Here is a 25,483-nt window from a genome sequence, read left to right as displayed (position 1 = left end):
CCCCGCGGTAAGCCCCCGAAACGGGCATGCGAAACTTTTCACATGAGTGTCCGTACGAGCCGCAGTCGTGCCGCTTTGCTCTCAGCCGGGGCCGCCGCCCTGGCGCTGACGCTGTCCGCCTGCGCGGGCGGGGGCATCGAGGGCGGTGGCGGTCAGACCGGCTTCATCACCGGAACCGACGGGATCGCCACGGTGAAGAAGGGGGACCGGGACACCGCGCCCGACCTCTCCGGGAAGACCATCGACGGCAAGCAGCTCGACCTCTCCGCCTACCAGGGCAAGATCATTGTCCTGAACGTATGGGGCTCCTGGTGCGCGCCCTGCCGCGCCGAGGCCCCCAACCTGGCCAAGGTCTCCGAGGACCTCGCGGACCGGGGCGTGCAGTTCGTCGGCATCAACACCCGCGACACCAGCACCCGGCCCGCGATCGCCTTCGAGAAGCAGTACAAGGTCGAGTACCCGAGCCTGTACGACCCCACGGGCAAGCTGCTGCTGCGCTTCGAGAAGGGCTCGCTCAACCCGCAGCTGATCCCCTCCACCCTGGTCGTCGACCGGGAGGGGAAGCTCGCGGCGCGCACCCAGCAGGCGCTGAGCGAGGAGAAGCTGCGCAAGATGCTCGACCCGATCCTCGCGGAGAAGTGACGTGATGGTGTCGGGAACGGCCGTGCTCACCACGACCGCCGCCGAGCTGAACGAGACCGTCTTCAACGGGGCCCTGCTGCTGGCCCTGCCGATCGCCGTCCTCGGCGGACTCGTCTCCTTCTTCTCCCCCTGCGTCCTGCCGCTGGTGCCCGGCTATCTGTCGTACGTCACCGGAGTCGGCGGCACCGACCTGGTCGACGCCCGCCGCGGCCGGATGGTGGCCGGTGCCGGGCTGTTCGTGCTCGGGTTCACCATCGTGTTCGTCTCCAGCGGCGCGCTCTTCGGCTACTTCGGCCGAACCCTGCTGGAGCACCAGGACGTGCTCACCAAGGTGCTCGGCGCGCTGATGATCGCCATGGGCCTGTTCTTCATGGGGCTGATGCCCTGGTTCACCCAGCGCGAGTTCCGCTTCCACACCAAGCCGGCCACCGGGCTCGTGGGCGCCCCGATACTGGGCGCGCTCTTCGGCATCGGCTGGGTGCCCTGCATCGGCCCGACCCTCGCCTCGGTCAACGCGCTCGCCCTCGAACAGGCCAGCGCCGGGCGGGGAGCGCTGCTGATGGTGGCGTACTGTCTGGGGCTGGGCCTGCCCTTCGTGCTCGCCGCGGTGGCCTTCCGCAAGGCGCTCGGCGCCTTCGCCTGGGTCAAGCGGCACTACGCGTGGGTGCTGCGCATCGGCGGCGGCATGATGATCACGATCGGACTGCTCATGCTGACCGGCGCCTGGGACCGCATCATTCAGGAGATGCAGGTCTGGTCCTCCGGCTTCACCCCTGGGATCTGAGCCAATGACGACGACCGACTCCGGCCGCGAGACCTCCAGCGAGCGGAAGAACAGCACCGGGCGCACCGGCGACGGCGAGGCCAGCCCGGCCGACGCGGCGCGGTCCACGGACCGGGCCCGGCCGTCCCGGGAAGACGGATCCACCGCCGCCGACCGGCCCGTCGCTTCGGCCCCCGCCGCCGATCGCGCCTCCGCGTCCCTCGACGACAACGACCTCGGTGCCGCCGGCTCGCAGCTGTCCACTGCTCCGCAGGAGGACGCGCCGAACCTGCCCGCGCTGGGGGCGATCGGGTGGGCCCGCTGGTTCTGGCGGCAGCTGACGTCGATGCGGGTCGCGCTGATCCTGCTGTTCATGCTGTCGCTCGCGGCGATCCCCGGCTCGCTGATCCCGCAGTCGGGACAGGACGCGACCCGGGTCGCCGACTTCATGGAGCGGCACGACACCCTGGGGCCGGTCTACGAGAAGCTCGGCCTGTTCCACGTCTACAGCTCGGTGTGGTTCTCGGCGATCTACATCCTGCTGTTCATCTCGCTCATCGGCTGCATCGTGCCCCGCACCTGGCAGTTCGTGGGCCAGCTGCGCGGCCGCCCGCCGGGCGCCCCCAAGAGGCTGACCCGGCTGCCCGCCTACGCGACCTGGCGCACGCGGGCCGAGCCGGAGCAGGTGCGCGAGGTGGCGCTGAAGGTGCTGCGCAAGCGCCGGTTCCGCGCGCACCTCGTCGGCGACGCGGTCGCCGCCGAGAAGGGCTATCTGCGGGAGGCGGGCAACCTCGCCTTCCACATCGCCCTGATCGTGATGCTCGTCGCCTTCGCCTGGGGCCAGCTCTACCGCTCCGAGGGCAACAAGCTGATCGTCGAGGGCGACGGCTTCGCCAACACGCTCACGCAGTACGACGACTTCAAGTCCGGCAGCCTCTTCACCGCCGAGGACCTCAACCCCTTCAGCTTCGACCTCAAGGACTTCCGGGGCACCTACGAGGTGAGCGGGCCGAACAAGGGCACCCCCCGGATCTACGAGGCGTACATCGACTACGCGGTCGGCGCGGACGGCAAGGAGAAGTCGACCAAGATCGAGGTCAACAAGCCGCTGGAGATCGGCGACTCCAAGGTCTACCTGGTCAGCCATGGATACGCCCCCGTGATCACCGTGCGGGACGGCAAGGGCCAGGTCGTCTTCAGCGACGCCGCGCCGCTGCTGCCGCTGGACTCCAACGTGACCTCCTCCGGCGCGATCAAGGTCATGGACGGCTACACCAACGCCCAGGGCAAGCGGGAACAGCTCGGCTTCCAGGCGTTCTTCCTGCCGACGTACGGCGGCGAGAACACGGCCGTGCTCTCGCAGTTCCCCGCGCTGCTGAACCCCGTGCTCAACCTGGAGCCCTACCACGGTGACCTCGGGGTCGACTCGGGTGTGCCGCAGAGCGTGTACCGCCTGGAGAAGCGGAAGCTCAAGGCGTACGAGGACGACAAGGGCGCGCAGGTGCGGGAGAACCTGAAGGTCGGCGAGACGATGACGCTGCCCGGGGGGAACGGCACGGTCACCTTCGACGGGGTGAAGGAGTGGGCCGGCTTCCAGGTCACCCAGCAGCCCGGCAGCGGGTGGGCGCTCGCCGGAGCGATCGCCGCCATCCTCGGCCTCGCCGCGTCCCTCTTCGTCCAGCGCCGCCGGGTGTGGGTGCGGGCGGTGACCGGCCCCGACGGCGTCACCGTCGTGGAGATGGCGGGCCTCGGGCGCAGTGAGTCGGCGAAGGTGCCGGAGGAGTTGGGTGACTTGGCCGCGGTCGTCCATGACGAGGCTCCGACTGTCGCTGAGCCTGGTTCCGACGGTGAGCCGCCCGCCGGTGCCGAGGACGCTGACCGGCGCTTGCCGGGTGCCGCGGCGCCCACCCGTGCCGCCCCAGCGGCACGACTGCCCGCAGAGAGTGCGGGCCCGAAGTCCCCCTCCCCCCAACCTCCAGCCGTACCCTCCGAAGGGGCCGAGCAGTGATTCTCGCCGCCGCCACCAACGAAAACCTCGCGAGCATCAGCAACACGCTGATCTACTCCGCGATGGCCGTGTACACCCTGGCCTTCTTCGCCTACATCGCCGAATGGCTCTTCGGCAGCCGCAGCAAGGTGGGCCGTACGGCCGCCGCGCTGACCGCCGAGGGCGGTGCCGCCGCGAAGAAGGCGGACGCGCCCGCGGTGACGGTGAAGACGACCGGCGGGACCTCCGTGCTGGAGCGGCCGAAGGTGGTCGTGCGGGCCGCCACCGGCTCCCGGGACGTGCCGGACGGGCCCGGCGCCCACGGCGGGGACGAGCAGGGCGACCTCTACGGCCGTATCGCCGTGTCCCTCACGGTGGTGGCCTTCCTCGTGGAGTTCGGCGGGGTGCTCACGCGGGCCCTCTCGGTGCAGCGGGCGCCGTGGGGCAACATGTACGAGTTCAACATCACCTTCTCCACGGTGGCCGTCGGGGTGTACCTCTCGCTGCTCGCGCTGAAGAAGAACGTCCGCTGGCTCGGGCTGCCGCTCATCACGACCGTCCTCCTCGATCTCGGTCTCGCCGTCACTGTCTTGTACACCGCCAGCGACCAGTTGGTTCCCGCCCTGCACTCGTACTGGCTGTACATCCACGTCTCGACGGCGATCTTCTGCGGCGCCGTGTTCTACGTCGGGGCGGTCGGCACGATCCTGTACCTGTTCAAGGACTCCTACGAGAGCAAGCTCGCGAGCGGCGGCCGGCCGGGCCGGTTCGCGACCTCGGTCATGGAGCGGCTGCCGGCCTCGGCCTCGCTCGACAAGTTCTCGTACCGCGTCAACGCGGCCGTCTTCCCGCTGTGGACGTTCACGATCATCGCGGGCGCCATCTGGGCGGGCGACGCGTGGGGCCGCTACTGGGGCTGGGACCCCAAGGAGACCTGGTCGTTCATCACCTGGGTCTTCTACGCCACCTACCTGCACGCCCGCGCCACCGCCGGCTGGAAGGGCCGCAAGGCCGCGTACATCGCGCTCGCGGCCTTCGCCTGCTGGCTGTTCAACTACTACGGCGTCAACATCTTCGTCAGCGGCAAGCACTCCTACGCGGACGTCGGCCTGGCGGTGCTGCACTCCGTCCGTTCCTGACGCGCATCCTCCGGGCGTTCGTGGACCGGCCCGGCTCGGTCAAGGACCTCGCTGACCTGTCAGGAGATGGCCGCAGTGTTCGGCGCGCACCCGTCTCGTGAACAGGGTCGGCAACGCGGCGGACGGGCCGGACCGCGTGCGGTGTGACGGGTCCCGCCCTCACAGACGGGTCCGCCCTCACAAAGGAGGAGGCACGGATCCGCGACCTGACCTGGTAACGGTGATCCTGGGAAGGCCGTGTGGACGCGAAGCTCCGCCGCGATCACCCGCTCGTCCGTTCGGATTCCCGGCGAACGCTGCGGCGGGGCTGCCACGATCCCGCCGGCGGCGCGGGGTGATGCAGGCGAGACCGTGCGCGCACCGTTGCCGGTCACCGAGAGGACGCTGGGGCCCGGCACCGTGTGCTCGGCGGAGGTGGGCGAGATGCTCGGCCCCGATCCCGCCTCGGCCTTCGACGCGGCCTCGGTCATCGGTGGACTGCCTCCGGCCTGTGCGGAGTGGCGCGCCCGGCGAGGCCGTCCACATGCGCGGGCGTTCAGCGCTCGCACCTCCCCCTTACCGGGTGGCCAGGGCGGCGCGCCGGTCGCAGCCGTGAGACCACGGCCCCGGCGTCTGCGGACGGGGGTGTGGGCGCGGGTGTAGTGAAGGTGGACGTGGCTGCGCGTGCGGGCAGGTGGGACAGGGGGTGGAGCGCCCGAGGCGTGCGTCGAGCGCGTCCACCACGCTGATACATCAGGAATCCTGAGAAACAATGACGCCTGTCGCGCGGCCCCGTCAAGGCCGCTGGGGCAACCTCTCCCCCTCCGGGGCGCCGGGGCGTGGAGCCCCGAAGGGTGGTTCCGACACGTCTCGGCAACACCCTTGTCATCCGGCGTCGGCGTGTGCATCATCGTGGTCATCATCAGGGTTCCTGATATCGGGCTCGTCGCCCGGCCCTACCGGGACGCGAAGGAACTCGCCACCGCTCTCTGTTGTGGGCTTCCCCCCGGCGGCTTCAGTCGCCCGTTCCGTCTTCCCTGGCAGCTTCACCACCCTCACTTCCGCTCCCTCGACGTGCCCGGAGGCATTCATGAGCGCACCCATGAGCACACCCGCGAACGGCAATTTGTCCCGAAGATCCGTTCTCCGGGGAACAGCCGGTGCCGCGGGGCTGTTCACCGCAGGCGGTCTGCTGACCGCCTGCGGTGGCATCAAGGAGTCCTCGGCGCAGACCGACGCGGTGCTCCGGATCGGCTATGTCTCACCCAGCACGGGACCGGCCGCGGGCTTCGGCGAGCCGAACGCGTATCTGCTGAAGAAGATGCGGGCCACCTTCGAGGGAGGACTGAAGATCGGTGGCAAGAAGTACTCGGTCGAGATCGTCGACCGCGACAGTCAGTCGAATCCGCAGACCGCCGCACAGGTCGCGACCGACCTGATCAACAGCGAGAAGATCGACCTGATGCTCGTCACCTCCACGCCGGAGACGGTCAACCCCGTCGCCGACGCGTGCGAGGCGGCCAAGGTCCCGTGTCTGTCGACCGCCGTGCCGTGGGAGGCATGGTATTTCGGCCGCGGCGCCACCCCCGAGAAGCCGTTCACGTACACCTACCACTTCTTCATAGGCGTCGCGGAGATCCATGCCGCGTACGTCTCCCTGTGGACGAAGGGCGGGGTGGAGACCAACCGGCGGGTCGGCGTCATGTGGCCCAACGACCCCGACGGCAAGGCGATCCGGGAGGGGCTCGGGCCCCAGCTGAAGAAGAGCGGGTTCAGGATCGTCGACCCCGGGGCGTACGAGGACGGGACGAACGACTACTCGGCGCAGATCGCCGCGTTCAAGAAGGCGGACGCGGAGATCTTCAACACCTTCCCGCTGCCGCCCGACTTCGCCACCTTCTGGAAGCAGGCCCGGCAGCAGGGCTACCGGCCGCGCATCGCGTCCATCGCCAAGACCGGTCTCCTCCCCTCCCAGATCGAGGCACTCGGCTCGCTCGGGCACGGCCTCACCGCCGGCTTCTGGTGGTCGCCGAAGTTCCCGTTCACCTCCACCCTCACCGACCAGACCGCCGGGCAACTGGCCGACGACTACGAGAAGTCGACGGGGAAGCAGTGGAACCAGGTCATCGGGTCCAACATGGCGCTCTTCGAGATCGCGGTGCACGCGCTGAAGGCGACCTCCGACCCCAAGGACCGGAAGGAGCTGGCGGCCGCCCTCGGCAACGCCAGGCTCACGACCGTCGCCGGGCCGCTGGACTTCACATCCGGGCCGGTGAAGAACGTGTCCACGGAGCCGCTGGTCATGGCGCAGTGGCGCAAGGCCACGGGGGGCAGCAAGTTCGCCGTCGAGCCGGTCATCGTCGACAACGGCGCCTTCCGCGACATCCCGCTCGGAGGCGAACTTGAGCCCCTCCGCTGAGCCGGTGACCGACACCGTGGGGACGGGGGAGGCCGCCTCGGCGGCCGCCCCGGCCGCGCCGGTGCTCGCCGCGAACGGCATTCACCGACGCTTCGGCAACCTGGTCGTCCTCGAAGGCATCGACATCACCCTCGCCCCCGGCGAGGCCCTGGGCATCGTCGGCCCGAACGGCGCCGGAAAGACGACCCTGCTCGACATCCTCTCCGGGGCCCAGTCCCCCTCCGAGGGCCGCGTCACTTTCCAGGGGCAGGACGTGACCCGCTGGAAGGTCGACCGCCGCTGTCGCAGCGGCATCGGGCGCTCCCATCAGGTGCCGCGCCCCTTCACCGGCATGACGGCCTACGAGAACGTGCTGGTCGCGTCGGTGCAGGGTGGCTCGCACCGGCGCCGGGCCGCAGAGCGGCACGCGTTCGGCGTACTCGAGCGCTGCGGCATGCTCGGCCAGGCCAACCGGCCCGCGGCCGCGCTCACCCTGCTGGAGCGCAAGCGGCTGGAGATGGCACGGGCGCTGGCGACCGATCCGCAGGTGCTGCTGCTGGACGAGATCGCGGGCGGTCTCACCGACGCCGAGACGGACGAACTGATCGCCACCATCGTGCAGTTGCGCGCCGACGGCATCGCCATCGTCTGGATCGAGCACGTCATCCATGCGCTGCTGAGGGTGATCGACCGGCTGGTCTGTCTGGCGCAGGGCCGGGTCCTGGCCGAGGGTGAACCGGGCGCCGTCATGTCCGATCCCCGGGTCGTCGAGGCCTATCTCGGGAGCGCGGCATGAGTCTGCTGTCTGTCGAGAATCTGGAAGTACGGCACGGTCTGTTGCGTGCCGTCCGCGACGTCTCCTTCGCCGTGGAGGAGGGCGAGGTCGTGGCGGTGGTCGGGGCCAACGGTGCCGGAAAGTCCACCCTGATGCGGGCCGTCGCCGGAGCACACCGGCCGGCTGAGGGCCGTATCGGCCTGGCGGGTGAGGACGTGACGGCCCGGCGGGCCCACGACCGTGTCGCGGCCGGGATCGCGCTGGTCCCGGAGGGGCGGCGGCTCTTCGCCGACCTCACCGTGGAGGAGAACCTGCTGGTCGCGTCCCGGGTGCGGCGCCCCGGACCGTGGGACCTGACAGCCGTCGTGGCCGCCTTTCCGCTGCTCGACGGGCTGCTGAAGCGGCGCGCCGGCAACCTGTCGGGCGGCGAGCAGCAGGCCGTGGCCATCGGCAGGGCGCTGATGACCAACCCCCGGCTGCTGATGCTCGACGAGGTCTCCCTCGGCCTCGCGCCCATCGTGGTCGACACCCTCTACGACTCGCTCGGCGAGATCCTGTCCGGCGGTACGACGGTACTGCTGGTGGAGCAGGACCTCGGCCGCGCCCTGGGGGTGGCCCGGCGCGTGCTGTGCATGCTCGAAGGCCGCGTCGTCCTGGACGAACCCGCCGACGACGTCACCCGCGACCAGGTGGTCGAGGCGTACTTCGGACTCGGCCGGGCGGCGGCCCCGGACCGCACCATGTCCGCAACCGCGCAGGAGGAGCCGGCATGAACTGGATCAACGCCATCGTGCAGGGCGTCATGCTCGGCGGCGTCTACGCGCTCTTCGCCTGCGGCCTCTCCCTGATGTTCGGCGTGATGCGGACCGTCAACCTGAGCCACGGCGACCTCGCGGTCCTCGGCGCGTTCCTCGTCGCGGTGCTGGCCGCCGCCGTCGGCATCAGCCCGTTCTTCGCGGTCCTGCTGGTCCTGCCCGTGATGGGCCTGGTCGGAGTGGCGTTGCAGCGGGGCATCCTCAGCAAGGCGGTGCGCACCGGCGAGATGTCGTCGATGCTGGCCACCTTCGGTCTCGCCATCGTGCTGCAGAACGTGCTGCTGGAGATCTTCAGCGCCGACTCCCGCTCCCTGGACGTCGGTTCGCTGTCCACGTCCGGTCTCCAGCTCGGGCCGTCGGTGAGCATCCCGTACCTCGGTGTGCTGACTGTGGCGGTGGCGGTCGCGCTGCTCGGCGGGCTGCAGCTGCTGCTCGCCCGTACGGGCATCGGCCGGGCGATCCGCGCCACCGCCGCCGACGCGGACACCGCCGAGTTGGTCGGGATCGACAGCCGCCGGGTGTACGCCTGGGCCGCCGCGATCGCCGTCGCCACCGCGGGTCTGGCGGGGGCGTTCTTCGCGATGCGGTCGTCCTTCAGCCCGGCCATGGGGCCGACCCAGCTGCTGTTCGCCTTCGAGGTCGTCGTGATCGGAGGGCTCGGTTCGCTGTGGGGGACGCTCGTGGGGGGCATGGTCCTCGGCGTCGCCCAGACCGTCGGAGCGCAGGTGGATCCGCGCTTCTCCATCGTGGCCGGACACGTGGTGTTCCTCGCGGTCCTGGCCTTCCGTCCGCAGGGACTGCTCGGCATGAGAAGGAGCCGTACATGACCACCGCACCACCGGTGCCCACCGCCACCGCCACCATCCACCGGTGGACCCCCGTCTCCCGTACGGCGTCCGGTGCCCTGTCCGCCCTGCTGCTCGCGCTGGCGTTCGCCCCCTTCGTCTTCACGCCCGAGGCGACCGCGAAGCTGACGACCCTGTTCGTCCTCGTCATCGTCGCGGCCATGTGGAACGCGCTGGCGGGCTACGCCGGCCTGGTCTCCGTCGGCCAGCAGGGCTTCATCGGCCTCGGCGCGTACGGAGTCTTCCTCTTCGTCGACCGAGGCGTCAGCCCCTTCCTCGCGGTCGTCCTGTCGGCCCTGCTCGCGGGTGCCGTCGCCGTGCCCACCTCGCTGCTCGCGTTCCGGCTCACCGGCGGGCAGTTCGCCATCGGCATGTGGGCGATCGCGGAGTTCTTCCGGCTGGTCGTGGTGAACACGCCTTCGCTGGGCGGCGGTTCCGGGCGCTCGCTCACCGATCTGTCGGCCACCGATCCGGCGGTGCGGCAGGCCCAGGTGTACTGGCTCGCCCTGGCTCTGATGAGTGTGCTGCTGCTGGCCGTGTTCGTGCTGCTGCGCAGCAGGCTGGGAGCTTCGCTGGAGGCGATCCGCGACGACCCGGTGGGCGCGGCCTCCGTCGGGGTACGGGTCACCTCGGCGAAACGGCTGGTCTTCGTCCTGGCGGCAGTGGGCGGCGCGGCAGCCGGCGGACTCACCCTCGCCAACACCCTGCGGGTGCAGCCGGACTCCATCTTCGGGGTCCACTGGTCCGCGTACATGATCTTCATGGTGGTCATCGGCGGCCTCGGTACCTTCGAGGGACCGATCATCGGGGCGATCGTGTTCTTCCTGGTGCAGGACTGGTTCGGCGACACCGGAGGCACCTGGTACCTGATCGGGCTCGGTGCCCTGGCCATCGGGATGACGCTGTGGATGCCCCATGGGCTGTGGGGTACCGTGGCTCGCCGACATGACCTTGAACTCCTACCTGTCGGCTATCGGGTGAAGACACCGGCCGTCTGACCTGGGCGACGGTCTCGCCCGACCTCCCCGACGACAGACCGTGAGGTGCGAACGATGGCGGAGGCAGCCGATCGGGACCCGGCGTCGGCTCCGGGGCCGGATACGGATCCCGCTCCGGACTCCGGAGGCCACAAGGGCCCGCTGACGATCTATCTCGTCAAGCAACTCGAACTGGCCATCCGCTCGTTCATGGACGAGGCCCTGCGGCCGTACGGGCTCACCACGTTCCAGTACACGGCCCTGACCGTGCTGCGGCACCGAGGCGGGCTCTCCTCCGCCCAGTTGGCCCGCCGCTCCTTCGTCAGGCCCCAGACGATGCACGAGATGGTGCGCGCGCTGGAGGAGCGCGGGCTGATCGAGCGTGCCCATGCCCCGGGAAACCGGCGGATCATGGAGGCCCGGCTGACCTGGGAGGGGGAGGAACTGCTGAGGGCGTGCGCGCCGGCGGTGCAGAAGCTGGAGGACCAGCTGCTTCTCGACATGCCGGAGACGCGGCGGTCCGCGTTCCGTCAGGGCCTGGAGGACGGGCTCGCCTCCTTGACGGGGTGGCACCACGGCTGACGGCCGGAGGACCAGCGGGCTACCGCCCGGCCCGGCCCGCTTCCCGTTCCTGCCGGGGCACGGCCTGCGCTGGAGGTCAGACGCTCCTTCCGTCCGGAGGGGCTGAGGAATACGTCCGGCTCGTGCGGCGAGGCGTCGGTGACAGAGAGGAGGCCGAGGCCGTCGGCATCGACCTCCGCCCGGGAAAGCGACGGCGCAATGGCCGGAACCCCTCCGGCCGCCGGAAGGCGGCAGCACAGGCCAGACCGGTGCTGCCGCCGTCCGGTGCGTCCCGGTGCCTGCGGGAAGCCGACCGCATCCGCATCGCCGACCGGATCCGATCACAGGGGGCGACGATCCCCGGAAACCGCCGGTGGACGGGGTGCGGGCCCTTCTCGACGGGCGCCTCACCTCGCCCAGGGGTGTGAGGCGCCGGGGCCGAGGCGGCCCAGGTCCCTTTGGAGACGGGCGGTCACCTCGGGGGCCGGTGGGGTCAGGGGGTCCGCCTCGTACCAGGTCGCGTGGAGTGCGCGGCGTACACAGAGGTGGAGGCCCGGGTCCGTGCCCGGTGGTGGGCGGTGGGACGCGTCCGTGCGGCCGACGGCGATGGCCGCGCGGTGGTCGTCGGAGGAGTGGTGCGGGGCCGACGTGATGAAGGTCAGAGCCGCGAGCCACTCGCGGAGGTCCAGCGCGGGGAGGGTCTCCCGGAGATGGGACACCGCGAAGTCCGCGTTGCCGAGGGCGAGTTCGTGGTGCGCGCGGTGCAGGGGGTGGGCGCCGCCGTAGTGGGCCGCCAGGGCGCGGTGGGCCTCCCGCCAGGCCGGGCGGCCCGAGCCGGCGGTGTGTCCGTGGCGCAGGTGCAGCAGGAGCAGGGCCCGGAGGAAGGGGTCGCTCACGAAGTGGTCCGGGGCGGGGGCGTGACCCTGCGCCGCCAACCGGCTCGACAGGGCCCGTACGCCCGACTCGCCGAAGCCGACCGGCAGTTGGGACTCGGCCAGGACGACCGCCGAGGCGTGGTCGTGGGCGAGGGAGAGGACGGCCAGCTCGTCGAGGTGGTCCTCGTCCGGGAGGAGACGGTCCAACACGGTCTCGTAGGCGCGGCGTCCGGTGTCCTCCGCCAGCAGCAGATCGGCCGGTGTGCCGAGCCCCCGGGCGAGGTTCCGGCCGGCCGACGCGGCGAGCAGTGCCGTGCCGAGGGGATTGCCGCCGGTCAGCCGGTGGACGGCGAAGGGGAGAGCGGGCGGGACCGACTGCCCGGGACAGGCCGCCTCCACTGCCTGCCGGGTGTCGTCGGGGGAGAACGGCGGCAGCGACACCAGCAGCGCGTGCGACGACGGCGTACCACCCGGCGTCCAGTCGGTCCCCCGGGTGGCCTCCGCGAGCGTGCGGCGGGCCGCGTTCCGCAGGGCGGGGTGGCCCTGCCCCCGCAGCCCCGCGAAGAACGCCACCTGGTCCGCCCGGCCGTCCGCCCGCGCCCGCAGCACGGATTCCATCAGCCGCCGCCCCGCCGCCTCCTGCACGTTGTCCAGCAGCACCACCGGCCGCCCGCCTCGCTGCGGGCGCGGTACGACCCCCGCGACCCCCGCGTACGCGTCGTCGAGGTCCGCCAGCAGCGCCCGTACGAGATGGTGCTCGGCGTGGGTCCGGGCGTCGCCGCCCGCGTGGAAGTGCCGGGAGAGCAGGACCATGCCCAGCTTGGGGTTCCCGGCCGCGTGCGGATGGTCGCGGTACCAGACGGCCCCCCGGCGCAGCCGCCGGTGCGAGGACGACATCCCCTCGCTGAACGCCTCCAGCGCGGTCTCGACGATCGCCTCGACCACCGGACCCTGGTCCGACAGCGACGACACCAGCCGGGCCACGGTCCTCCCCACCCACCGCCCCGCCAGCCAGCCACCCGTGTCGCTCAGCAGCAGGACCCGCTCCGCCTCCGCGCAGACCCGCGACAGCCCGCGATCCCCCCACCCCCCGGCCGCGACGGCGAGCAGCCCGCACGCCAGCCGGGGGAACGTGATCCGCCCCGCCCCGCCCAGCGGCTCCGCCAGCTGCTCGGCGACCACGGTCAGCGCCTCGTACGCCGGTGACCACGACGCCGGGGGCCGGCCCGGGGGAGGTCGGTCGAACCGGGTCTCCTCCCCGTCGATCAACGCGACGGGGCTGCGTCCCCGGTAGGCCGCGCACAGCTCCCGCAGCACCGTGCTCCTGCCGAGCCCACGGGCTCCCGCCAGCACCACGAACGGGGGGCCCTCCGGGGGGCGGAACGCCTTGGGTATGTCGAGGAGGGCGTGGGGCTGGATGGTTGCCGTAGTCATAGCTGCTGGTGTTATCAACAGCTGTGGGGAGAGGGGCAGTTGCTTCGGAGTACGACGATCCCTGCCCGTTCGCTTACGACTCCGACCGAACGGCGGCTATGAAGGAGAGCCAGGCGGGACGGTTGATGACCAGGATGGGGCCGTCGGGGTTCTTGCTGTCACGAACGGGGACGACGGCGGGGATATCGGGGGCGATTTCGATGCAGTTGCCGCCGTCCTCGCCGCTGTGGCTGCTCTTGATCCAGGTCGCCACTTCGACACAGTCGCCGCCGTTGTCGTCGCTGTAGCTGCTCTTGGTCCAGGTCGCCGTGTTCAGCTGGTACTTGTCCATGATCCCCGTACCCCTCCATCACATCGCTGATCAGCGCGACGGACTCGCGAGCTGACGGAGCGTCGGCCCTGAGCACATCATAGGTCTGGCTATGTCGTACGAAGACGGCCGGATCGTCGCTGAAGTAGCCGCGATCCAGGGTCTCTGAGTAGACCCACTTGTGCCCGTCCGGCAGCGTGATCAGCGACATCGAGCCGCTGGGGCGGATGAGCCCGGGAAGGGCGGCCGGGGCGACCTGGATGTGGATGTTGGCCCGCTCGGCGACGCTCAGCAGATGCGCGCACTGGCCCCGCATGACCGATGGGCTGCCGACGAGGTTGCGCAGACAGCTCTCGTCGAGCACCACGGCGTAAAACGGGCCGTCGGGCTCCAGGAAGCGTTGCTGTCGACTCAGCCGCGCTCGTACTCGCTCCTCCACCTCCTCGGCACTCCTGCGGCGGCGGCTGAACAGCGCCTCCATGTAGTCCACGGTCTGCAACAGGCCCGGGACGACTCGCTCGTGGTAGGCCCGCAGATCAACGACCTGAGTGTCCATCTCGGCCCGGCGCTTGAACCAATCCGGGTGCTCCACCTGCGGATACCAGTCCACCTTGGCCCACATCCGGGCCAACACCCCACCCGTGCACAGCACGTCGTCGCACCGCTTCGCGAACTGGTCGCTCGGGACCCTCGTGCCCGCCTCGATCTTCGCCACCTGGGAGCGGTCGCACGGGATCTGCCGCGCCAGCGCCTCCTGGGTCAGCAGCGCGCCCTCGCGGTAGTGCCGCAGCACCTCGCCGAACAGCACCGAACTCCCGGCCCCGACGGCCCCGTCCGCGTTCCGCCTCGTCATGCCGCCCCCTCGTACCGCGTGTGGCAATGGTCCAGTGCCACACGTCCCGCGTTGATATCGACCGTTCCCGTGGGCGACGCTGGATACACCCAGAGTGACGAACAGGGCTGTGGAGTGTGCGTGGAACCAGAGGGGCAGCTTGTCTACGATCCGCGGACGCGGCGCGTGGGGGAGTACCGGGACAGGGTCGGGCCGTACGCGATGCTGCGTCCGGTGGGCGGCGGCCGGGAGTGGGAGGCGGATCCGGCGACGCTGCGGCCGGCGACACCGGCGGAGCGGCTCGGGGCGCAGGTCAGGGCCGCCAACCGCCGTACGAAGAGGAGGGTGTGACGTTGCGTCAACTTGAGCCCTTGGGTCCGCCCCCCGTTCCGGTGAACGGATGTGCGGCGTGCGCGGAGCTGGCCGTGCGGCGGGACGAGGCGCGGGCCCGGTACGACCGGAGCGCGGAGACGGACGCGAACGTGCTGCTCCGTCACCATCAGCGACGGGAGCACGCCGCTGCCCCCCGCCCCCGTAGCCGCCGTGTCTTCCGCTACGTGCCCTACGTCATCGCACAGGACACGACGGCGGAACCGGAGTACGAGGCGCGGTGTGTGTCGGGCGACGAGACGGAGTGCGGCGCGGAGTCGGGCGTGCGCGGTGACCCGGCGGACGTGGAGGAGTGGCAGCGCAGGCACACGCAGGAGACGCGGCACCTGCGCTATCGCCGGAGCTTCGGCGACTACTCGGTGCTGGAGCCGCTGGAGGAGGTGCCCTCGTGAGGGTGGCCGTATCGGCCCTTGCCCTCGATTCGACCGGATCGACAGAATGATCGCGTGGCGAACGACGAGGTTGGCGAGGGTTCTGGGAGTGGCTCGGGCGACGGGACGCCGTCCATCGCTGTCGGGCTTACCGTGGGCGCGTTGTTCGGCATCGCCGTCGGGATCGCGCTGGGAGTGGCGGTCTTCGACAACCTGGCGATGGGGGTGGCGCTCGGCAGCGGCGTGGGCGGAGTCCTCGGCGTCACCTTCAGGAGAGCACGGCTCTAGTCAGGGCCGGTCCGGGCCCAGGGCCTCGCGGACGGCGGTCAGGATGGCTTCGGTGTCGGCGCCCAGGGCGCGGGCGGAGGCGGTGAAGTCGCGGGCCAGGGTGGCGAGTTGGTGGGCGTGCGGGCGGGTCGGTCCGGTCCGGGGCGCCGCCACGCGGGTGCCCGCGCCACGGCGGGTGCGGATCAGCTCGGCGGCCTCCAGCTCGCGGTAGGCGCGGGCTACGGTGCCCGGCGCCAGACCGAGATCCGTGGCCAACTGGCGCACGGTCGGCAGCCGTTCGCCCTCGGCCAGGCGGCCGGTGACGATCAGCGCGGCGAGCTGCGCCCGGATCTGCTCGTACGGCGGGACCTGGCTGGTGGTGTCGACGCGGACGGCGGGGTCACTCATCGTCGGGTGCCCCGTCCTCGGCGTGCTCGTTCTCGACCGCGCGGGGCGCGACCACGGTGACCAGGGACCAGACGACGGTGAAGAGGTTCAGCAGGGCCAGGGGGTAGAAGACCCAGAAGGTGATCGCGCCCAGCGTGCCGGCGCAGCCGGTCTCCGTCAGCGCGACGGAGATCATCAGGACGGCGTACAGCTGCTGGCTCGACACCAGCAGGCCCCAGGCCCCGGTGACCGCCCACGCGCGGTCGAGGCGCTGCTGTTCCTCGCCCGGCCCGTGCGCGATGTGACGCAAGGCCCAGACGCAGGTGGGGGTGGCTATGGCGAGCGCGCCGAACATCGGGAGGCTGTAGTACAGGCCGGGCCACGGGCCGAGGGTGGCGCGCATCCCGTTGCAGGTGATGTCGACGACCTTGCCGGTGATGAGCATCCGGTCGCCGTCCTTGGACGCCGTGGCGGCCGTGATCATGAGCAGGACGACGAGGGAGACGCCCTGGAGGGCGATCAGCGGACCCATGCGCGGTGGCACATGGTCTCTGACCAGGCGCGGGGCGAGACTCGCGGTGCGTACGGCCTCCTGGGGGCGCAGGGTCAGGGCGTCGGCGAGGAGGACACCGGCCACCGCGCACAGGCCGAAGGCCGTGAGGCAGAACACCACGCGCTGCTCGAACTCGATGTGCCCGAGTGTGGACAGCGCCTGCGCGACGACCAGGCCGACGGCCAGGCCGGACCAGCGGGCGTAGTGGTCGGCGTGGTCGAGGAGCCGGTCCTGGAGCGGGGCGGTGTCGAGCATGGAGAGATCCCCCCGGATCATCTTGTATCAAGCGGTGAGTACAAGATGCCGTGGGTGGGATCTTGTGTCAAACACTCGATACAAGGTGACGCGGGGGAAGACGGGATGCGGGGCGTACGGGTTCCCCAGGGGCGGTCAGTCGACGGTGATCGAGTCCAGTTGCGCCCGCAGGTACACGTGCGAGTCCACCGGCGGATACGCCACCCGTCCGACCGGCGCCGGTACGGACTCCACGATCGTGCCGGGCGTGCACTCACCGAAGTAGACCAGCGACATCAGCTCCTCGGACGGCTCGTCGGCCGGGGGCGGCAGGACGCGGTGGCGCCCGGAACGCCAGCGGTCACCGGTCCAACGGGCCATCAGATCACCGATGTTGATGGTGAGGGCGTCCGGGTCGTACGGGGCGTCCTCCCAGCCGCCCTCGTCCGTGTACACCTGGAGCCCGCCCTTGCCGGCCTGCCGGTCGAGGATGGTCACCGTGCCGAAGTCGGTGTGCGGGCCGATCCGGAACTGGCCCGGCACGGGGTCGCCGATGACGTCCGTGCCCGGGTACCAGTTGATGTTGAAGCCGTAGGTGGGGTGGCTCATGTGGCGGGAGAAGAAGTCCGGCTCCAGCCCGAGCGCCTCCCCGAGGAGCGAGAGCAGCAGGTTCTCCAACTCGCCCATCCGCGCCAGGTACTCCTCGCAGAGCGCCCGCAGCTCCGGCACCTCCGCCGGCCACACGTTCGGCGCGTACCACTCCGCGTTCACGGCCGGGTCGTCGAACGGCTCGTGCGTCGCGAACGTCAGCGACTCCTTGAGGTCCGGCGGGGTCTCCGTACCCTCGGCGTACCCGTTCGCCTCGGCGCCGGGCCCCAGCCAGCCGCGCCCGCCGACCTTCACCTCGTACGCCTGCTTGGCCTCGACGGGCAGGACGAAGAATCTCCGGGCGGCCTCCCGGACACGCGTCCGGAGCGCCGGGTCGACCCCGTGGCCGGTGACGAGCAGGAAACCGGCGCTCTGGAGCGCCTCGTCCACGGTCCGGGCGATCCTGGCGCGGTCCTCGGGGCCGCCGCCGAGCCAGGGGTGCAGATCGATGGTGGGGACCCGGGGTGGCCTAACGCCCGGCGTCACTGATGTCTCCGGCTTCGATGATGTCTTTGGCGTCACTCGCGTCACCGATGTCCTCGTTCCATAGAGCCGGGTGGTGCTCGATGAAGTCCCGCATCAGGGCCACGCACTCCGGGTCGTCCAGCACCAGGACCTCCACGCCGTGCTCGGCGAGCCAGTCGTGGCCGCCATGGAAGGTGGTGGCCTCGCCGACCACCACCCGCGAGATCCCGAACTGCCGCACCAGGCCGGAGCAGTACCAGCAGGGCGAGAGCGTCGTCACCATCGTCGTACCGCGGTACGTCCTCTGCCGCCCCGCCGCGCGGAACGCCGCCGTCTCGGCGTGCGTGGACGGATCGCCGTCCTGGACGCGGCGGTTGTGCCCGCGCCCGAGCAGGCGGCCGTCCGGTCCGTAGAGCGCGGCCCCGATCGGGATGCCACCCTCGGCCAGCCCAGCCCGCGCCTCCTCGACGGCGGTGGCGAGCCACGCGCGTACCTGGCCTTGACCTTGGTCCCGGTCCTTGTCCTGGTCCATGAACTCACTCTGCCCGCGTCGCGCCGCGGTCACGTGCGCGACGCGACGCGGGATCGGGGGAGCGGGAGGGGCGGGGGAGGAGGAGGGTGCCCAGGTGGGGGCCGAGGCCGGGGTTGAGGTCGTCGAAGCTGAGGTCGTAGCGGTCGCAGAGTTCCGTCGTGGGAACCGGACTCGCGAGCGCGCCCGAGTGACTGGGGGAGAGCTGTTCGATCGCGCTCCGCATGGCCTCGGGTACGGAGGCCCGCTCCTCGGCGGACGCCCGCCGCGAGGAGGAGCGGCGCTTCTCCGACTCCCGGCCGTTCGCAATCGTCGCTTTCTTACCCTTTGTCCATCATCAAGCCTGGATGAGGTATACGCCACCACGGGTGATGCTCATGGGCGCGCGGGGTGGCGCTCAGAGGTCGCGCGGCGGGCGCTCCGGGGCCGCCGCGGGCGGCTCGGCGGCGGGCGGGCACAGGTACGTGTGCAGGTGGCCGGCGCCCTCCAGCATGGCCGCCGTGCGGGCGGTCAGCTCGGCGCCGCGGGTGGTGATCGCGGTGCGGAGGGCCTCCGTGCCGCCCTCCGCGCGGAGGTCTTCGAGGATGGGCCGGATGTCGTCGAGGAGGTAGTGGCTGCGGCGGAGGGCGAGGATGAAACGGGCGTCGCGTACCTCGTCGGGGGCGTAGTGGCGGTAGCCGGTGCCCCGGTCCCGCACGGGGGAGAGCAGGCCGGCGGCCTCCCAGACCCGCAGCGTCGACGTCCGCACGCCGAGCAGCGCCGCGACCTCGCCGATCAGCAGGTCGGCCGCGGGCACGTCGTCCTCGGGCGGCTCCCCGGCCAGCGCCCGGAGCGCCTCCCCGGTCGTGCGCAACGACACCCGCTCCGCGTGCAGCGCCGCGTGCGCCTCGTCCACCAGCGCCAGCGCCCCCGGTACGTCCCCCTCGTGCACGGTCCGCATGATCCGCGTGGCCACGACCGCCCCGTACCCCTTCGACAGCGCCCGGTACGTCAGCAGCGCCCGCCGGTGCGCGTCGCCGAAGATCCGGTACCCCGAGTCCGTACGCGGCACCGGCGGCAGCACCCCCGCCTCCTCGTAGTTGCGGATCTGCTGCGTGGAGACACCGGAGAGCCGGGCGAGGTCGACGGGACGGAGGCGGACGGGGGTGGAGACGGGGGCGGGGGCGGGGGCACTGGGAGGTGGTCCGGGTTCAGGCATCGAGTGGAAGGCTAAGGCTATTCGGCGTGCGGGTGTGGCGAGGGAACGAGGCGGATTCCTGAGTGACCGGGGGCTCAGGGTGAGTGCTGCGGAACATGACGAACTGGCACGGCTGTTGCCGAGTCCGGGCGACCCGCGCCTCTCCGACGACCGGCTGACACGGCTGGAGGACCACCTCATGCAGGAGCTGACCGGCGAGGTCACCGTCCGGATCACCGGCACGCGTGAGCCGACGGCCCGCACGCGCACGCGCCGCCGCTTCGCCGCCGTCACGCTCCCGCTCGGCGTGGCCACCGTCCTCGCCACCGCGGTCGCGACCGGGTTGGTCGACCGGGGACCCGCCGACGACGAGGACGTGGCCGGGCTGCTCCAGCGCGTCGCCGGGGCCGCGACGGAGGGCGAACCCACGCCCGTACGCGACGACCAGTTCCTGTGCATCAGGACCCAGGGCGTGTCGAAGGTCTCCGTGGAGGTCGGCGTCGTGGACAAGAAGGGGCACGAGCCGACCGACTGACCATCGGGCGCGGGGAACTGCGCGACCAGCCCCCACTCGGCGACAGCTGACCTCCGACCGCTGTCCGCCCCCGCGCTACGCCTCCTCGCCGTCCTTCCTGTCCCGCTTCTCGCCGGTCTCGCCCTTCTCACCCTTCGCGCCGCCCTCCGGCTCCTTCCGCTCCCCCCGCTTCAGTTCCTCCTCGCGGCGGCGCAGGTCGGCCTCCCAGCTCTTGAGCAGCGAATCGTCCTTCTTGTTGTCCTCGGCGAGCGACTTCAGGAACTCGGGGTTGTCGTCGGGCGCGACGTACTGCGTGCGGTGGTTGCGGTGCCATTCGGAGGGCGTGCGGCCGCCGGCCGGCACGTTGCGGAGCTTGCCCGCGGCGAGCCAGGCGATCGGGCCGACGATCCAGAAGAGCAGGATGATGAAGACCCATGCGATCTTCGGCAGGTGCTTCGCCTCGTCCTCGGGGGTGTTGAGGCAGTCGATGAACGCGTAGATGGTCAGCGCCCACGGCACGAGGTACATCAACAGCCTGAGCATGGAACGGCCCCCTGGAAGCGGTGGAAGTGACATCGGGGCCGTGCTCGGGGCCCCGTGACGGGGCCAGGGTAGCCCCTCGGGGATACTGGACCCCATGGCTTACGACGATCTTCGCTCCCTGCTCCGCGCACTGGAGCGCGAGGGCGATCTCAAGCGCATCAAGGCCGAAGTCGACCCCTACCTGGAGGTCGGGGAGATCGTCGACCGGGTCAACAAGGCCGGCGGCCCCGCCCTGCTCTTCGAGAACGTGAAGGGCTCCTCGATGCCCCTCGCGATGAACGTCTTCGGCACCGACCGCCGCCTGCTGAAGGCCCTCGGCCTGAAGTCGTACGGCGAGATCAGCGAGAAGATCGGCGGCCTGCTCAAGCCCGAACTGCCCCAGGGCTTCGTGGGCGTGCGTGAGGCGTTCGGCAAGCTCGGCGCGATGGCGCACGTCCCGCCGAAGAAGGTGAAGGCGGACAGCGCGCCCGTGCAGGAGGTGGTCCTCCAGGGCGACGACGTGGACCTGGACCTGCTCCCGGCCCTCTTCACCTGGCCCAAGGACGGCGGCTCCTTCTTCAACCTGGGGCTCACCCACACCAAGCACCCCGAGACCGGCGTACGCAACCTCGGCCTCTACCGCCTCCAGCGCCACGACAAGCGCACCATCGGCATGCACTGGCAGATCCACAAGGACAGCCGCAACCACTACCAGGTGGCCGCCAAGCGCGGCGAACGCCTGCCGGTCGCCATCGCCTTCGGCTGCCCGCCCGCCGTGACCTACGCCTCCACCGCCCCGCTCCCCGGAGACATCGACGAGTACCTGTTCGCCGGGTTCGTCGCGGGCAAGCGGATCGAGATGGTCGACTGCAAGACGGTGCCGCTGCAGGTGCCGGCGAACGCCGAGGTCGTGATCGAGGGCTGGCTGGAGCCCGGCGAGATGCTCCCCGAGGGCCCGTTCGGCGACCACACCGGCTTCTACACCCCGCAGGAACCGTTCCCCGCGCTGAAGATCGACTGTGTGACGATGCGGAAGCGGCCGTTGCTCCAGTCGATCGTGGTCGGTCGGCCGCCGACCGAGGACGGACCGCTGGGACGGGCGACGGAACGCTTCTTCCTCCCCCTCCTCAAAATCATCGTGCCGGACATCGTGGACTACCACCTCCCCGAGGCGGGCGGCTTCCACAACTGCGCGATCATCTCGATCGACAAGAAGTACCCCAAGCACGCGCAGAAGGTCATGCACGCGATCTGGGGCGCCCACATGATGTCCCTGACCAAGCTGATCGTGGTGGTCGACTCCGACTGTGACGTGCACGACCTGCACGAGGTGGCCTGGCGGGCGCTGGGCAACACGGACTACTCCCGCGACCTGTCGATCGTCGAGGGCCCGGTGGACCATCTGGACCACGCTTCCTACCAGCAGTTCTGGGGCGGCAAGGCCGGCATCGACGCCACCAGGAAGTGGATCGAGGAGGGCTACACCCGGGACGGCGGCTGGCCCGACATGGTCGAGTCCGACCCGGCCACGGCGGCGCTCGTCGACCGCCGCTGGAAGGAGTACGGCCTGTGACCAGCGCGTCGGCGGCCCTTCCGCAGCAACCGGGCCGCACCAAGGCCTTCCTCCGCCTCGTGATGATCGAACACTCGATCTTCGCGCTGCCCTTCGCGTACATCGCCGCGCTCACGGCCATGTTCCGGCTGGACGGCAACATCCACTGGGTCCGGCTGCTCCTGGTCACCGTCTGCATGGTGGGCCTGCGCACGTTCGCGATGGCGGTCAACCGGATCATCGACCGCGAGATCGACGCGCGGAACCCGCGCACGGCGCACCGCGAGCTGGTGACCGGCGCGATGTCGGTCAAGCACGCGTGGACCGGCGCCCTGATCGCGGTCGTGATCTTCCTCGGCTCGGCGGCGCTGCTGAATCCGCTCTGCCTCGCGCTGGCCCCCGTCGCCGTGATCCCGATGGTGGTCTACCCGTACGGCAAACGCTTCACGAACTACCCGCAGGCCATCCTCGGTCTCGCCCAGGCCATGGGCCCGGTCGGCGGCTGGCTCGCCATCACGGGGGAGTGGTCCTGGGAGGCGGTCGTCCTCGGCCTGGCCGTCGGCGTCTGGATCGGCGGCTTCGACCTCATCTACGCCTGCCAGGACGTCGACTCCGACCGCGAGTCCGGCGTGCTGTCGGTCCCGGCCCGCTTCGGCATCCCGGCGGCGGTCTGGGCGGCCCGGGTCTGCCACACGCTGACCACGGCCCTCTTCGTCTGGTACGCGATCCTCACCGACGCGGGCGCGTTCCTGTGGCTGGGGCTGGCGATCGTCGCGGGCGCGTTCGTGTACGAGCACACGATCGTGCGCCCGCACGACCTGTCCCGCCTGAACCGCGCGTTCTTCTCCGTCAACGGGTTCATCGGCATTGCCCTGTTCGTGTGTGCGCTGCTGGACCTTCTGGTTCGGGGTCTGACCTTCTGAATATGGTGCGGCCTACCATCGAGTGCAGAGAGAGGGAGGCTGACGTGACCATCTCGGACAGTGACCGCCTGCACTCGCAGCTCGCCCGGTACGAGGACATGTTCCGCGGATACCGGATGGAGATTGTCGAGGGCAACATCGTGATGAGTCCGCTGAGGCCGTTCCACAACGAGACCATCGTGCGGCTCTGGACACAGATGGAAGCCCAGCTGGGCCCGGAGTGGGGATTCATCAGCGATGTGGCCATTCCCTTCAGCGACGACTTCGAGTTCTGCCCCGATCTCGCGCTCATCCCAGCAGCCGAGAAGAACCGGAATCTGACCTTCTATGCACCCGACCTCATTGAGCTCGCCATCGAGGTGGTCTCCCCGAGCAGCATCCGCAACGACTACGAGGTCAAGAACAGGCAGTACGCCTCTCGGGGCATCCCCAACTACCTGATCTTCGACCCGCAGAAGGCTCATCTCGTCACGCTCTGGAACCCCGGCCCCGACGGCTACCGCGGACGAGACACGCTTGCGTACGGCGGCAAGCTCGCCGTGGAGACCAAGATCGGCCGCCTTACGGTCGATACGAGCCGTCTTCCTGTGGACCCCGCGTCGCCCGGCGCGCCCTGAGCGCGGCCCCGTCCGCCCGGCGGCGGAACAAGAACGCCGCCACCACGCCCGTCACCAGCCCGATCAGATGGCCCTGCCAGCTGATCCCGGTCGCGTTCGGGGCGATGCCGCCGAGGATCGCGCCGCCCCAGACGGCCGCGACCAGGACACCTACCGCGACCCCCAGCAGCCGGCGCTCGACGAAGCCGGTGACGACGAGGAACCCGAAGAGCCCGAAGACGACGCCGGAGGCACCGGCGGTGTTGGTGTTGTCCGGGGATATCAGCCAGACCCCCAGCCCGTCCGCGACGATGATCAGCGCGCAGACGGCGGCGAAGCGGCGCAGTCCGCCCAGCGCCGCGAGGAAGCCCAGCACCAGCAGCGGCACGCTGTTCGCCGCGACATGGCCGAAGCCGAAGTGGATGAAGGAAGCGGGCACGACGTCGACCAGTTCGGGCACCGAGCGCGGCACTATCCCGAAGTCGTCCAGCGCGTGGCCGGTCGCCACGTCGACGACCTCCAGGATCCACAGCAGCGCGACCCAGCCCACCATCAGCTTGGCCGCCGCCTTCGCACGGTCCCCGCGCGACCACTGCCGCTCGGGACCCAGCGTCCCGCGCATTCCACCCGCCATGTCGAACCCCCGTCCCGACCTCACCCGTCCTTCGTGGAAACGGCCGGGCCCCCTTGGCCGGTTCCCACCGCGCGGCGCCGGATAGGCTCGGTGTCGTGAACCCAGTCAAGCCAGGGAAGACGCCGCGTACGCCTTGGATCGTAGGGGTGTCCGGCGCATCCGGCACCCCATACGCCGCGGCCGTGCTGCGCGCGCTCCTCGCCGCGGGCGAGAGTGTCGACCTCGTGGTGTCCCGGGCCTCGCGGCTGACCCTGCTCGACGAGACGGGCATCGCCTTCCGGGACGCACACTGGCGTGACGACCTGCGGGAATGGCTGTCCCGTGGCGCGGACGGCAAGCCCGGCACGTTCGCCGTGGACCTCGACGGCGACCACGGCGACCGGGTCCGGTACTGGAACCCCGGCGACCTGGCAGCCGGACCGTCCTCGGGCTCGTACCCCGTCAAGGGGATGCTGATCGTCCCCGCATCGACGGCGTGCGTCGCGGGCGTGGCCCTCGGACTCTCCAAGGACCTGCTGCAACGGGCGGCGAGCGTCACCCTCAAGGAAAGTCGCCGGCTCGTGGTCGTCGTCCGCGAGACCCCTTTGAACGGGCAGACTCTGCGGCACCTGGTGACCCTGGACGAGGCGGGCGCGACCGTACTGCCCGCGTCGCCGGCGTTCTACGCGGGGGCCACGCACATCCAGGACCTGGTGGACTTCGTCGCCGGACGGGCGCTGGACGCGGCGGGCGTCCCGCACACCCTGTACCGGCGCTGGGAGGGCGAGGTCGGCCGGGCGCGCGAGTCCCACAGGTGACCTCACCCGCACCGCTCTCGTCTCGTCGTACATGACCGGGCATCACCGAACACCCATCACCCACAACGCAATTCTTAGTCGGAAGGCAACCGATCGCATGGACGCGGTGGACAGGCAGCTCATCCAGGCCCTGAGGGAGAACGGCCGGGCCTCCTACGCGGAGCTGGGACGCCTCGTCGGACTGTCGGGACCCAGTGTCACCGACCGCATCAACCGGCTGGAGGCGGCCGGCGTCATCACCGGCTATCGCGCCACCGTGAACGCGGCCTCCCTCGGCCTCGGTGTGACCGCGCTCATCGGCATCTCGCTCTCCGACGCCGCCGACCACGAGGACGTGGCGGACCGGCTGCGGGAACTGGCCGAGATCGAGGACTGCTGGTTCATCGCGGGCGACGACTCGTACATGCTCAAGGTGCGCGCCCCCGACGTCGACGGTCTGGAGAAGACCATCCGCCGGCTCTCCGGCACCAAGGGCGTCTCCCGCACCCGTACGACGATCATCCTCTCCACGAAGTGGGAGAACCGGGTGGGAGAGCTGCCGGAGGAGGAGTAGGGCGATGGGCGTACGGTGGGTGAGGTCGTAGAGGCGGTT

The 25,483-nt window shown here is 70.7% G+C and carries 30 protein-coding genes and 1 pseudogene; 19 read left to right on the top strand and 12 right to left on the bottom strand.

Going from position 1 to position 25,483, the window contains the following annotated elements; translation table 11 throughout:
* Positions 1–42 precede the first annotated feature (42 nt).
* From P8T65_RS18670 to ccsB, 4 genes are read left to right on the top strand one after another with little or no spacing between them, the layout of a single operon-like run.
* Positions 43–642 carry a TlpA disulfide reductase family protein gene (locus tag P8T65_RS18670; RefSeq protein ID WP_316726433.1) on the top strand — a complete coding sequence of 200 codons (600 nt, stop codon included), beginning with the start codon at positions 43–45 and terminating at the stop codon, positions 640–642.
* Between the two features lie 4 nt (positions 643–646).
* Complete coding sequence (locus P8T65_RS18665) at positions 647–1,426, top strand: cytochrome c biogenesis protein CcdA (protein ID WP_316726432.1); 780 nt, start codon at positions 647–649, stop codon at positions 1,424–1,426.
* A 4-nt stretch (positions 1,427–1,430) separates the two neighbouring features.
* Entirely contained in the window at positions 1,431–3,413 is a 1,983-nt protein-coding gene (locus P8T65_RS18660) for a cytochrome c biogenesis protein ResB (protein ID WP_316726431.1), read from the top strand.
* On the top strand, positions 3,410–4,531 hold the full coding sequence (ccsB, locus tag P8T65_RS18655) for a c-type cytochrome biogenesis protein CcsB (RefSeq protein ID WP_316726430.1): 1,122 nt from the start codon (positions 3,410–3,412) through the stop codon (positions 4,529–4,531). The genes P8T65_RS18660 and ccsB overlap by 4 nt, the downstream gene beginning before the upstream one ends.
* A gap of 864 nt (positions 4,532–5,395) precedes the next feature.
* Here the strand turns inward: ccsB and P8T65_RS18650 are convergent.
* Entirely contained in the window at positions 5,396–5,614 is a 219-nt protein-coding gene (locus tag P8T65_RS18650; RefSeq protein ID WP_316726429.1) for a hypothetical protein, read from the bottom strand.
* Here P8T65_RS18650 and P8T65_RS18645 point away from each other — a divergent pair.
* From P8T65_RS18645 to P8T65_RS18620, 6 genes are read left to right on the top strand one after another with little or no spacing between them, the layout of a single operon-like run.
* The gene (locus P8T65_RS18645; protein ID WP_316726428.1) at positions 5,613–6,929 is read left to right on the top strand and encodes an ABC transporter substrate-binding protein; all 1,317 of its coding nucleotides are present in this window, start codon (positions 5,613–5,615) and stop codon (positions 6,927–6,929) included. The two genes, P8T65_RS18650 and P8T65_RS18645, sit on opposite strands and share 2 nt — an antisense overlap.
* 4 nt (positions 6,930–6,933) lie before the next feature.
* The gene (locus tag P8T65_RS18640; protein WP_316726427.1) at positions 6,934–7,704 is read left to right on the top strand and encodes an ABC transporter ATP-binding protein; all 771 of its coding nucleotides are present in this window, start codon (positions 6,934–6,936) and stop codon (positions 7,702–7,704) included.
* Positions 7,701–8,456, top strand: a complete 756-nt coding sequence (locus tag P8T65_RS18635; protein ID WP_316726426.1) for an ABC transporter ATP-binding protein — start codon at positions 7,701–7,703, stop codon at positions 8,454–8,456. Before P8T65_RS18640 ends, P8T65_RS18635 begins: the two co-directional genes overlap by 4 nt.
* Positions 8,453–9,325 (top strand): branched-chain amino acid ABC transporter permease, encoded by an 873-nt coding sequence (locus P8T65_RS18630; RefSeq protein WP_316726425.1) that lies wholly within the window; start codon positions 8,453–8,455, stop codon positions 9,323–9,325. Before P8T65_RS18635 ends, P8T65_RS18630 begins: the two co-directional genes overlap by 4 nt.
* Positions 9,322–10,341, top strand: coding sequence for a branched-chain amino acid ABC transporter permease (locus P8T65_RS18625; RefSeq protein ID WP_316726424.1), 1,020 nt, complete (start codon positions 9,322–9,324; stop codon positions 10,339–10,341). The genes P8T65_RS18630 and P8T65_RS18625 overlap by 4 nt, the downstream gene beginning before the upstream one ends.
* Before the next feature lie 54 nt (positions 10,342–10,395).
* Positions 10,396–10,902: a MarR family transcriptional regulator gene (locus tag P8T65_RS18620; RefSeq protein ID WP_316726423.1), complete on the top strand. Its 507-nt coding sequence runs from the start codon at positions 10,396–10,398 to the stop codon at positions 10,900–10,902.
* A 386-nt stretch (positions 10,903–11,288) separates the two neighbouring features.
* Here P8T65_RS18620 and P8T65_RS18615 read toward each other — a convergent pair whose 3' ends face one another.
* From P8T65_RS18615 to P8T65_RS18605, 3 genes and pseudogenes are all read right to left on the bottom strand, one after another.
* Positions 11,289–13,190, bottom strand: a complete 1,902-nt coding sequence (locus P8T65_RS18615) for a hypothetical protein (RefSeq protein WP_316726422.1) — start codon at positions 13,188–13,190, stop codon at positions 11,289–11,291.
* 73 nt (positions 13,191–13,263) lie between these two features.
* Positions 13,264–13,521, bottom strand: coding sequence for a DUF397 domain-containing protein (locus P8T65_RS18610; RefSeq protein ID WP_316726421.1), 258 nt, complete (start codon positions 13,519–13,521; stop codon positions 13,264–13,266).
* An 85-nt stretch (positions 13,522–13,606) separates the two neighbouring features.
* A pseudogene (locus P8T65_RS18605) lies at positions 13,607–14,353 on the bottom strand (Scr1 family TA system antitoxin-like transcriptional regulator); the annotation flags it as partial.
* A gap of 120 nt (positions 14,354–14,473) precedes the next feature.
* Here P8T65_RS18605 and P8T65_RS18600 point away from each other — a divergent pair.
* From P8T65_RS18600 to P8T65_RS18590, 3 genes are all read left to right on the top strand, one after another.
* Positions 14,474–14,683, top strand: a complete 210-nt coding sequence (locus P8T65_RS18600; protein WP_033532768.1) for a hypothetical protein — start codon at positions 14,474–14,476, stop codon at positions 14,681–14,683.
* A 74-nt stretch (positions 14,684–14,757) separates the two neighbouring features.
* Positions 14,758–15,114 (top strand): hypothetical protein, encoded by a 357-nt coding sequence (locus P8T65_RS18595; RefSeq protein WP_316726420.1) that lies wholly within the window; start codon positions 14,758–14,760, stop codon positions 15,112–15,114.
* 141 nt (positions 15,115–15,255) lie between these two features.
* A complete protein-coding gene (locus P8T65_RS18590) occupies positions 15,256–15,381 on the top strand; it encodes a hypothetical protein (RefSeq protein ID WP_316726419.1) in 126 nt (41 codons plus the stop codon).
* Here P8T65_RS18590 and P8T65_RS18585 read toward each other — a convergent pair whose 3' ends face one another.
* From P8T65_RS18585 to P8T65_RS18560, 6 genes are all read right to left on the bottom strand, one after another.
* Entirely contained in the window at positions 15,382–15,768 is a 387-nt protein-coding gene (locus P8T65_RS18585; RefSeq protein ID WP_316726418.1) for a GntR family transcriptional regulator, read from the bottom strand.
* Positions 15,761–16,555 (bottom strand): hypothetical protein, encoded by a 795-nt coding sequence (locus P8T65_RS18580; RefSeq protein WP_316726417.1) that lies wholly within the window; start codon positions 16,553–16,555, stop codon positions 15,761–15,763. The genes P8T65_RS18585 and P8T65_RS18580 overlap by 8 nt, the downstream gene beginning before the upstream one ends.
* A gap of 135 nt (positions 16,556–16,690) precedes the next feature.
* Positions 16,691–17,668, bottom strand: a complete 978-nt coding sequence (locus P8T65_RS18575) for a 2-oxoglutarate and iron-dependent oxygenase domain-containing protein (protein WP_316726416.1) — start codon at positions 17,666–17,668, stop codon at positions 16,691–16,693.
* The gene (locus P8T65_RS18570) at positions 17,652–18,179 is read right to left on the bottom strand and encodes a nucleoside deaminase (RefSeq protein WP_316726415.1); all 528 of its coding nucleotides are present in this window, start codon (positions 18,177–18,179) and stop codon (positions 17,652–17,654) included. The genes P8T65_RS18575 and P8T65_RS18570 overlap by 17 nt, the downstream gene beginning before the upstream one ends.
* Before the next feature lie 4 nt (positions 18,180–18,183).
* Entirely contained in the window at positions 18,184–18,402 is a 219-nt protein-coding gene (locus P8T65_RS18565; RefSeq protein WP_316726414.1) for a hypothetical protein, read from the bottom strand.
* A 171-nt stretch (positions 18,403–18,573) separates the two neighbouring features.
* The gene (locus P8T65_RS18560; protein ID WP_316726413.1) at positions 18,574–19,374 is read right to left on the bottom strand and encodes a MerR family DNA-binding transcriptional regulator; all 801 of its coding nucleotides are present in this window, start codon (positions 19,372–19,374) and stop codon (positions 18,574–18,576) included.
* Positions 19,375–19,453: 79 nt separating this feature from the next.
* Here P8T65_RS18560 and P8T65_RS18555 point away from each other — a divergent pair, with 79 nt between their 5' ends.
* Entirely contained in the window at positions 19,454–19,888 is a 435-nt protein-coding gene (locus P8T65_RS18555) for a hypothetical protein (protein ID WP_316726412.1), read from the top strand.
* A gap of 75 nt (positions 19,889–19,963) precedes the next feature.
* Here P8T65_RS18555 and P8T65_RS18550 read toward each other — a convergent pair whose 3' ends face one another.
* Positions 19,964–20,410, bottom strand: coding sequence for a PLD nuclease N-terminal domain-containing protein (locus tag P8T65_RS18550; RefSeq protein ID WP_316726411.1), 447 nt, complete (start codon positions 20,408–20,410; stop codon positions 19,964–19,966).
* Between the two features lie 94 nt (positions 20,411–20,504).
* Here P8T65_RS18550 and P8T65_RS18545 point away from each other — a divergent pair, with 94 nt between their 5' ends.
* The 3 genes from P8T65_RS18545 to P8T65_RS18535 are packed head-to-tail and all read left to right on the top strand — an operon-like array spanning position 20,505 to position 23,481.
* Complete coding sequence (locus P8T65_RS18545; protein ID WP_230219447.1) at positions 20,505–21,962, top strand: menaquinone biosynthesis decarboxylase; 1,458 nt, start codon at positions 20,505–20,507, stop codon at positions 21,960–21,962.
* The gene (gene mqnP, locus P8T65_RS18540; RefSeq protein WP_316726410.1) at positions 21,959–22,864 is read left to right on the top strand and encodes a menaquinone biosynthesis prenyltransferase MqnP; all 906 of its coding nucleotides are present in this window, start codon (positions 21,959–21,961) and stop codon (positions 22,862–22,864) included. Before P8T65_RS18545 ends, mqnP begins: the two co-directional genes overlap by 4 nt.
* A 44-nt stretch (positions 22,865–22,908) precedes the next feature.
* Positions 22,909–23,481 (top strand): Uma2 family endonuclease, encoded by a 573-nt coding sequence (locus P8T65_RS18535; RefSeq protein WP_316726409.1) that lies wholly within the window; start codon positions 22,909–22,911, stop codon positions 23,479–23,481.
* Here P8T65_RS18535 and P8T65_RS18530 read toward each other — a convergent pair.
* On the bottom strand, positions 23,426–24,082 hold the full coding sequence (locus P8T65_RS18530; protein WP_316726408.1) for a rhomboid family intramembrane serine protease: 657 nt from the start codon (positions 24,080–24,082) through the stop codon (positions 23,426–23,428). The genes P8T65_RS18535 and P8T65_RS18530 overlap by 56 nt on opposite strands.
* Before the next feature lie 107 nt (positions 24,083–24,189).
* Between P8T65_RS18530 and P8T65_RS18525 the strand changes: the two genes are divergently transcribed.
* Together P8T65_RS18525 and P8T65_RS18520 are read left to right on the top strand one after the other, a co-directional pair.
* Positions 24,190–24,891: a UbiX family flavin prenyltransferase gene (locus P8T65_RS18525; protein WP_316726407.1), complete on the top strand. Its 702-nt coding sequence runs from the start codon at positions 24,190–24,192 to the stop codon at positions 24,889–24,891.
* A gap of 97 nt (positions 24,892–24,988) precedes the next feature.
* On the top strand, positions 24,989–25,444 hold the full coding sequence (locus P8T65_RS18520) for an Lrp/AsnC family transcriptional regulator (protein WP_184904854.1): 456 nt from the start codon (positions 24,989–24,991) through the stop codon (positions 25,442–25,444).
* Positions 25,445–25,483 lie beyond the last annotated feature (39 nt).

The organism is Streptomyces sp. 11x1, from assembly GCF_032598905.1.
Lineage (GTDB): Bacteria > Actinomycetota > Actinomycetes > Streptomycetales > Streptomycetaceae > Streptomyces.
The sequence above is the reverse complement of the archived record's forward strand: the minus strand, read 5'-3'. Positions and strand labels throughout refer to the sequence as shown.

Excerpts from the sequence above, each read along its gene's own strand:
- P8T65_RS18670 (WP_316726433.1), top strand. The coding sequence starts at position 43 with ATGAGTGTCCGTACGAGCCGCAGTCGTGCCGCTTTGCTCTCAGCCGGG.
- P8T65_RS18665 (WP_316726432.1), top strand. The coding sequence starts at position 647 with ATGGTGTCGGGAACGGCCGTGCTCACCACGACCGCCGCCGAGCTGAAC.
- P8T65_RS18660 (WP_316726431.1), top strand. The coding sequence starts at position 1,431 with ATGACGACGACCGACTCCGGCCGCGAGACCTCCAGCGAGCGGAAGAAC.
- P8T65_RS18645 (WP_316726428.1), top strand. The coding sequence starts at position 5,613 with ATGAGCACACCCGCGAACGGCAATTTGTCCCGAAGATCCGTTCTCCGG.
- P8T65_RS18650 (WP_316726429.1), bottom strand. The coding sequence starts at position 5,614 with ATGGGTGCGCTCATGAATGCCTCCGGGCACGTCGAGGGAGCGGAAGTG.
- P8T65_RS18635 (WP_316726426.1), top strand. The coding sequence starts at position 7,701 with ATGAGTCTGCTGTCTGTCGAGAATCTGGAAGTACGGCACGGTCTGTTG.
- P8T65_RS18630 (WP_316726425.1), top strand. The coding sequence starts at position 8,453 with ATGAACTGGATCAACGCCATCGTGCAGGGCGTCATGCTCGGCGGCGTC.
- P8T65_RS18625 (WP_316726424.1), top strand. The coding sequence starts at position 9,322 with ATGACCACCGCACCACCGGTGCCCACCGCCACCGCCACCATCCACCGG.
- P8T65_RS18620 (WP_316726423.1), top strand. The coding sequence starts at position 10,396 with ATGGCGGAGGCAGCCGATCGGGACCCGGCGTCGGCTCCGGGGCCGGAT.
- P8T65_RS18615 (WP_316726422.1), bottom strand. The coding sequence starts at position 13,190 with ATGACTACGGCAACCATCCAGCCCCACGCCCTCCTCGACATACCCAAG.
- P8T65_RS18610 (WP_316726421.1), bottom strand. The coding sequence starts at position 13,521 with ATGGACAAGTACCAGCTGAACACGGCGACCTGGACCAAGAGCAGCTAC.
- P8T65_RS18585 (WP_316726418.1), bottom strand. The coding sequence starts at position 15,768 with ATGAGTGACCCCGCCGTCCGCGTCGACACCACCAGCCAGGTCCCGCCG.
- P8T65_RS18580 (WP_316726417.1), bottom strand. The coding sequence starts at position 16,555 with ATGCTCGACACCGCCCCGCTCCAGGACCGGCTCCTCGACCACGCCGAC.
- P8T65_RS18570 (WP_316726415.1), bottom strand. The coding sequence starts at position 18,179 with ATGGACCAGGACAAGGACCGGGACCAAGGTCAAGGCCAGGTACGCGCG.
- P8T65_RS18565 (WP_316726414.1), bottom strand. The coding sequence starts at position 18,402 with ATGCGGAGCGCGATCGAACAGCTCTCCCCCAGTCACTCGGGCGCGCTC.
- P8T65_RS18560 (WP_316726413.1), bottom strand. The coding sequence starts at position 19,374 with ATGCCTGAACCCGGACCACCTCCCAGTGCCCCCGCCCCCGCCCCCGTC.
- P8T65_RS18550 (WP_316726411.1), bottom strand. The coding sequence starts at position 20,410 with ATGCTCAGGCTGTTGATGTACCTCGTGCCGTGGGCGCTGACCATCTAC.
- P8T65_RS18545 (WP_230219447.1), top strand. The coding sequence starts at position 20,505 with ATGGCTTACGACGATCTTCGCTCCCTGCTCCGCGCACTGGAGCGCGAG.
- P8T65_RS18530 (WP_316726408.1), bottom strand. The coding sequence starts at position 24,082 with ATGCGCGGGACGCTGGGTCCCGAGCGGCAGTGGTCGCGCGGGGACCGT.
- P8T65_RS18520 (WP_184904854.1), top strand. The coding sequence starts at position 24,989 with ATGGACGCGGTGGACAGGCAGCTCATCCAGGCCCTGAGGGAGAACGGC.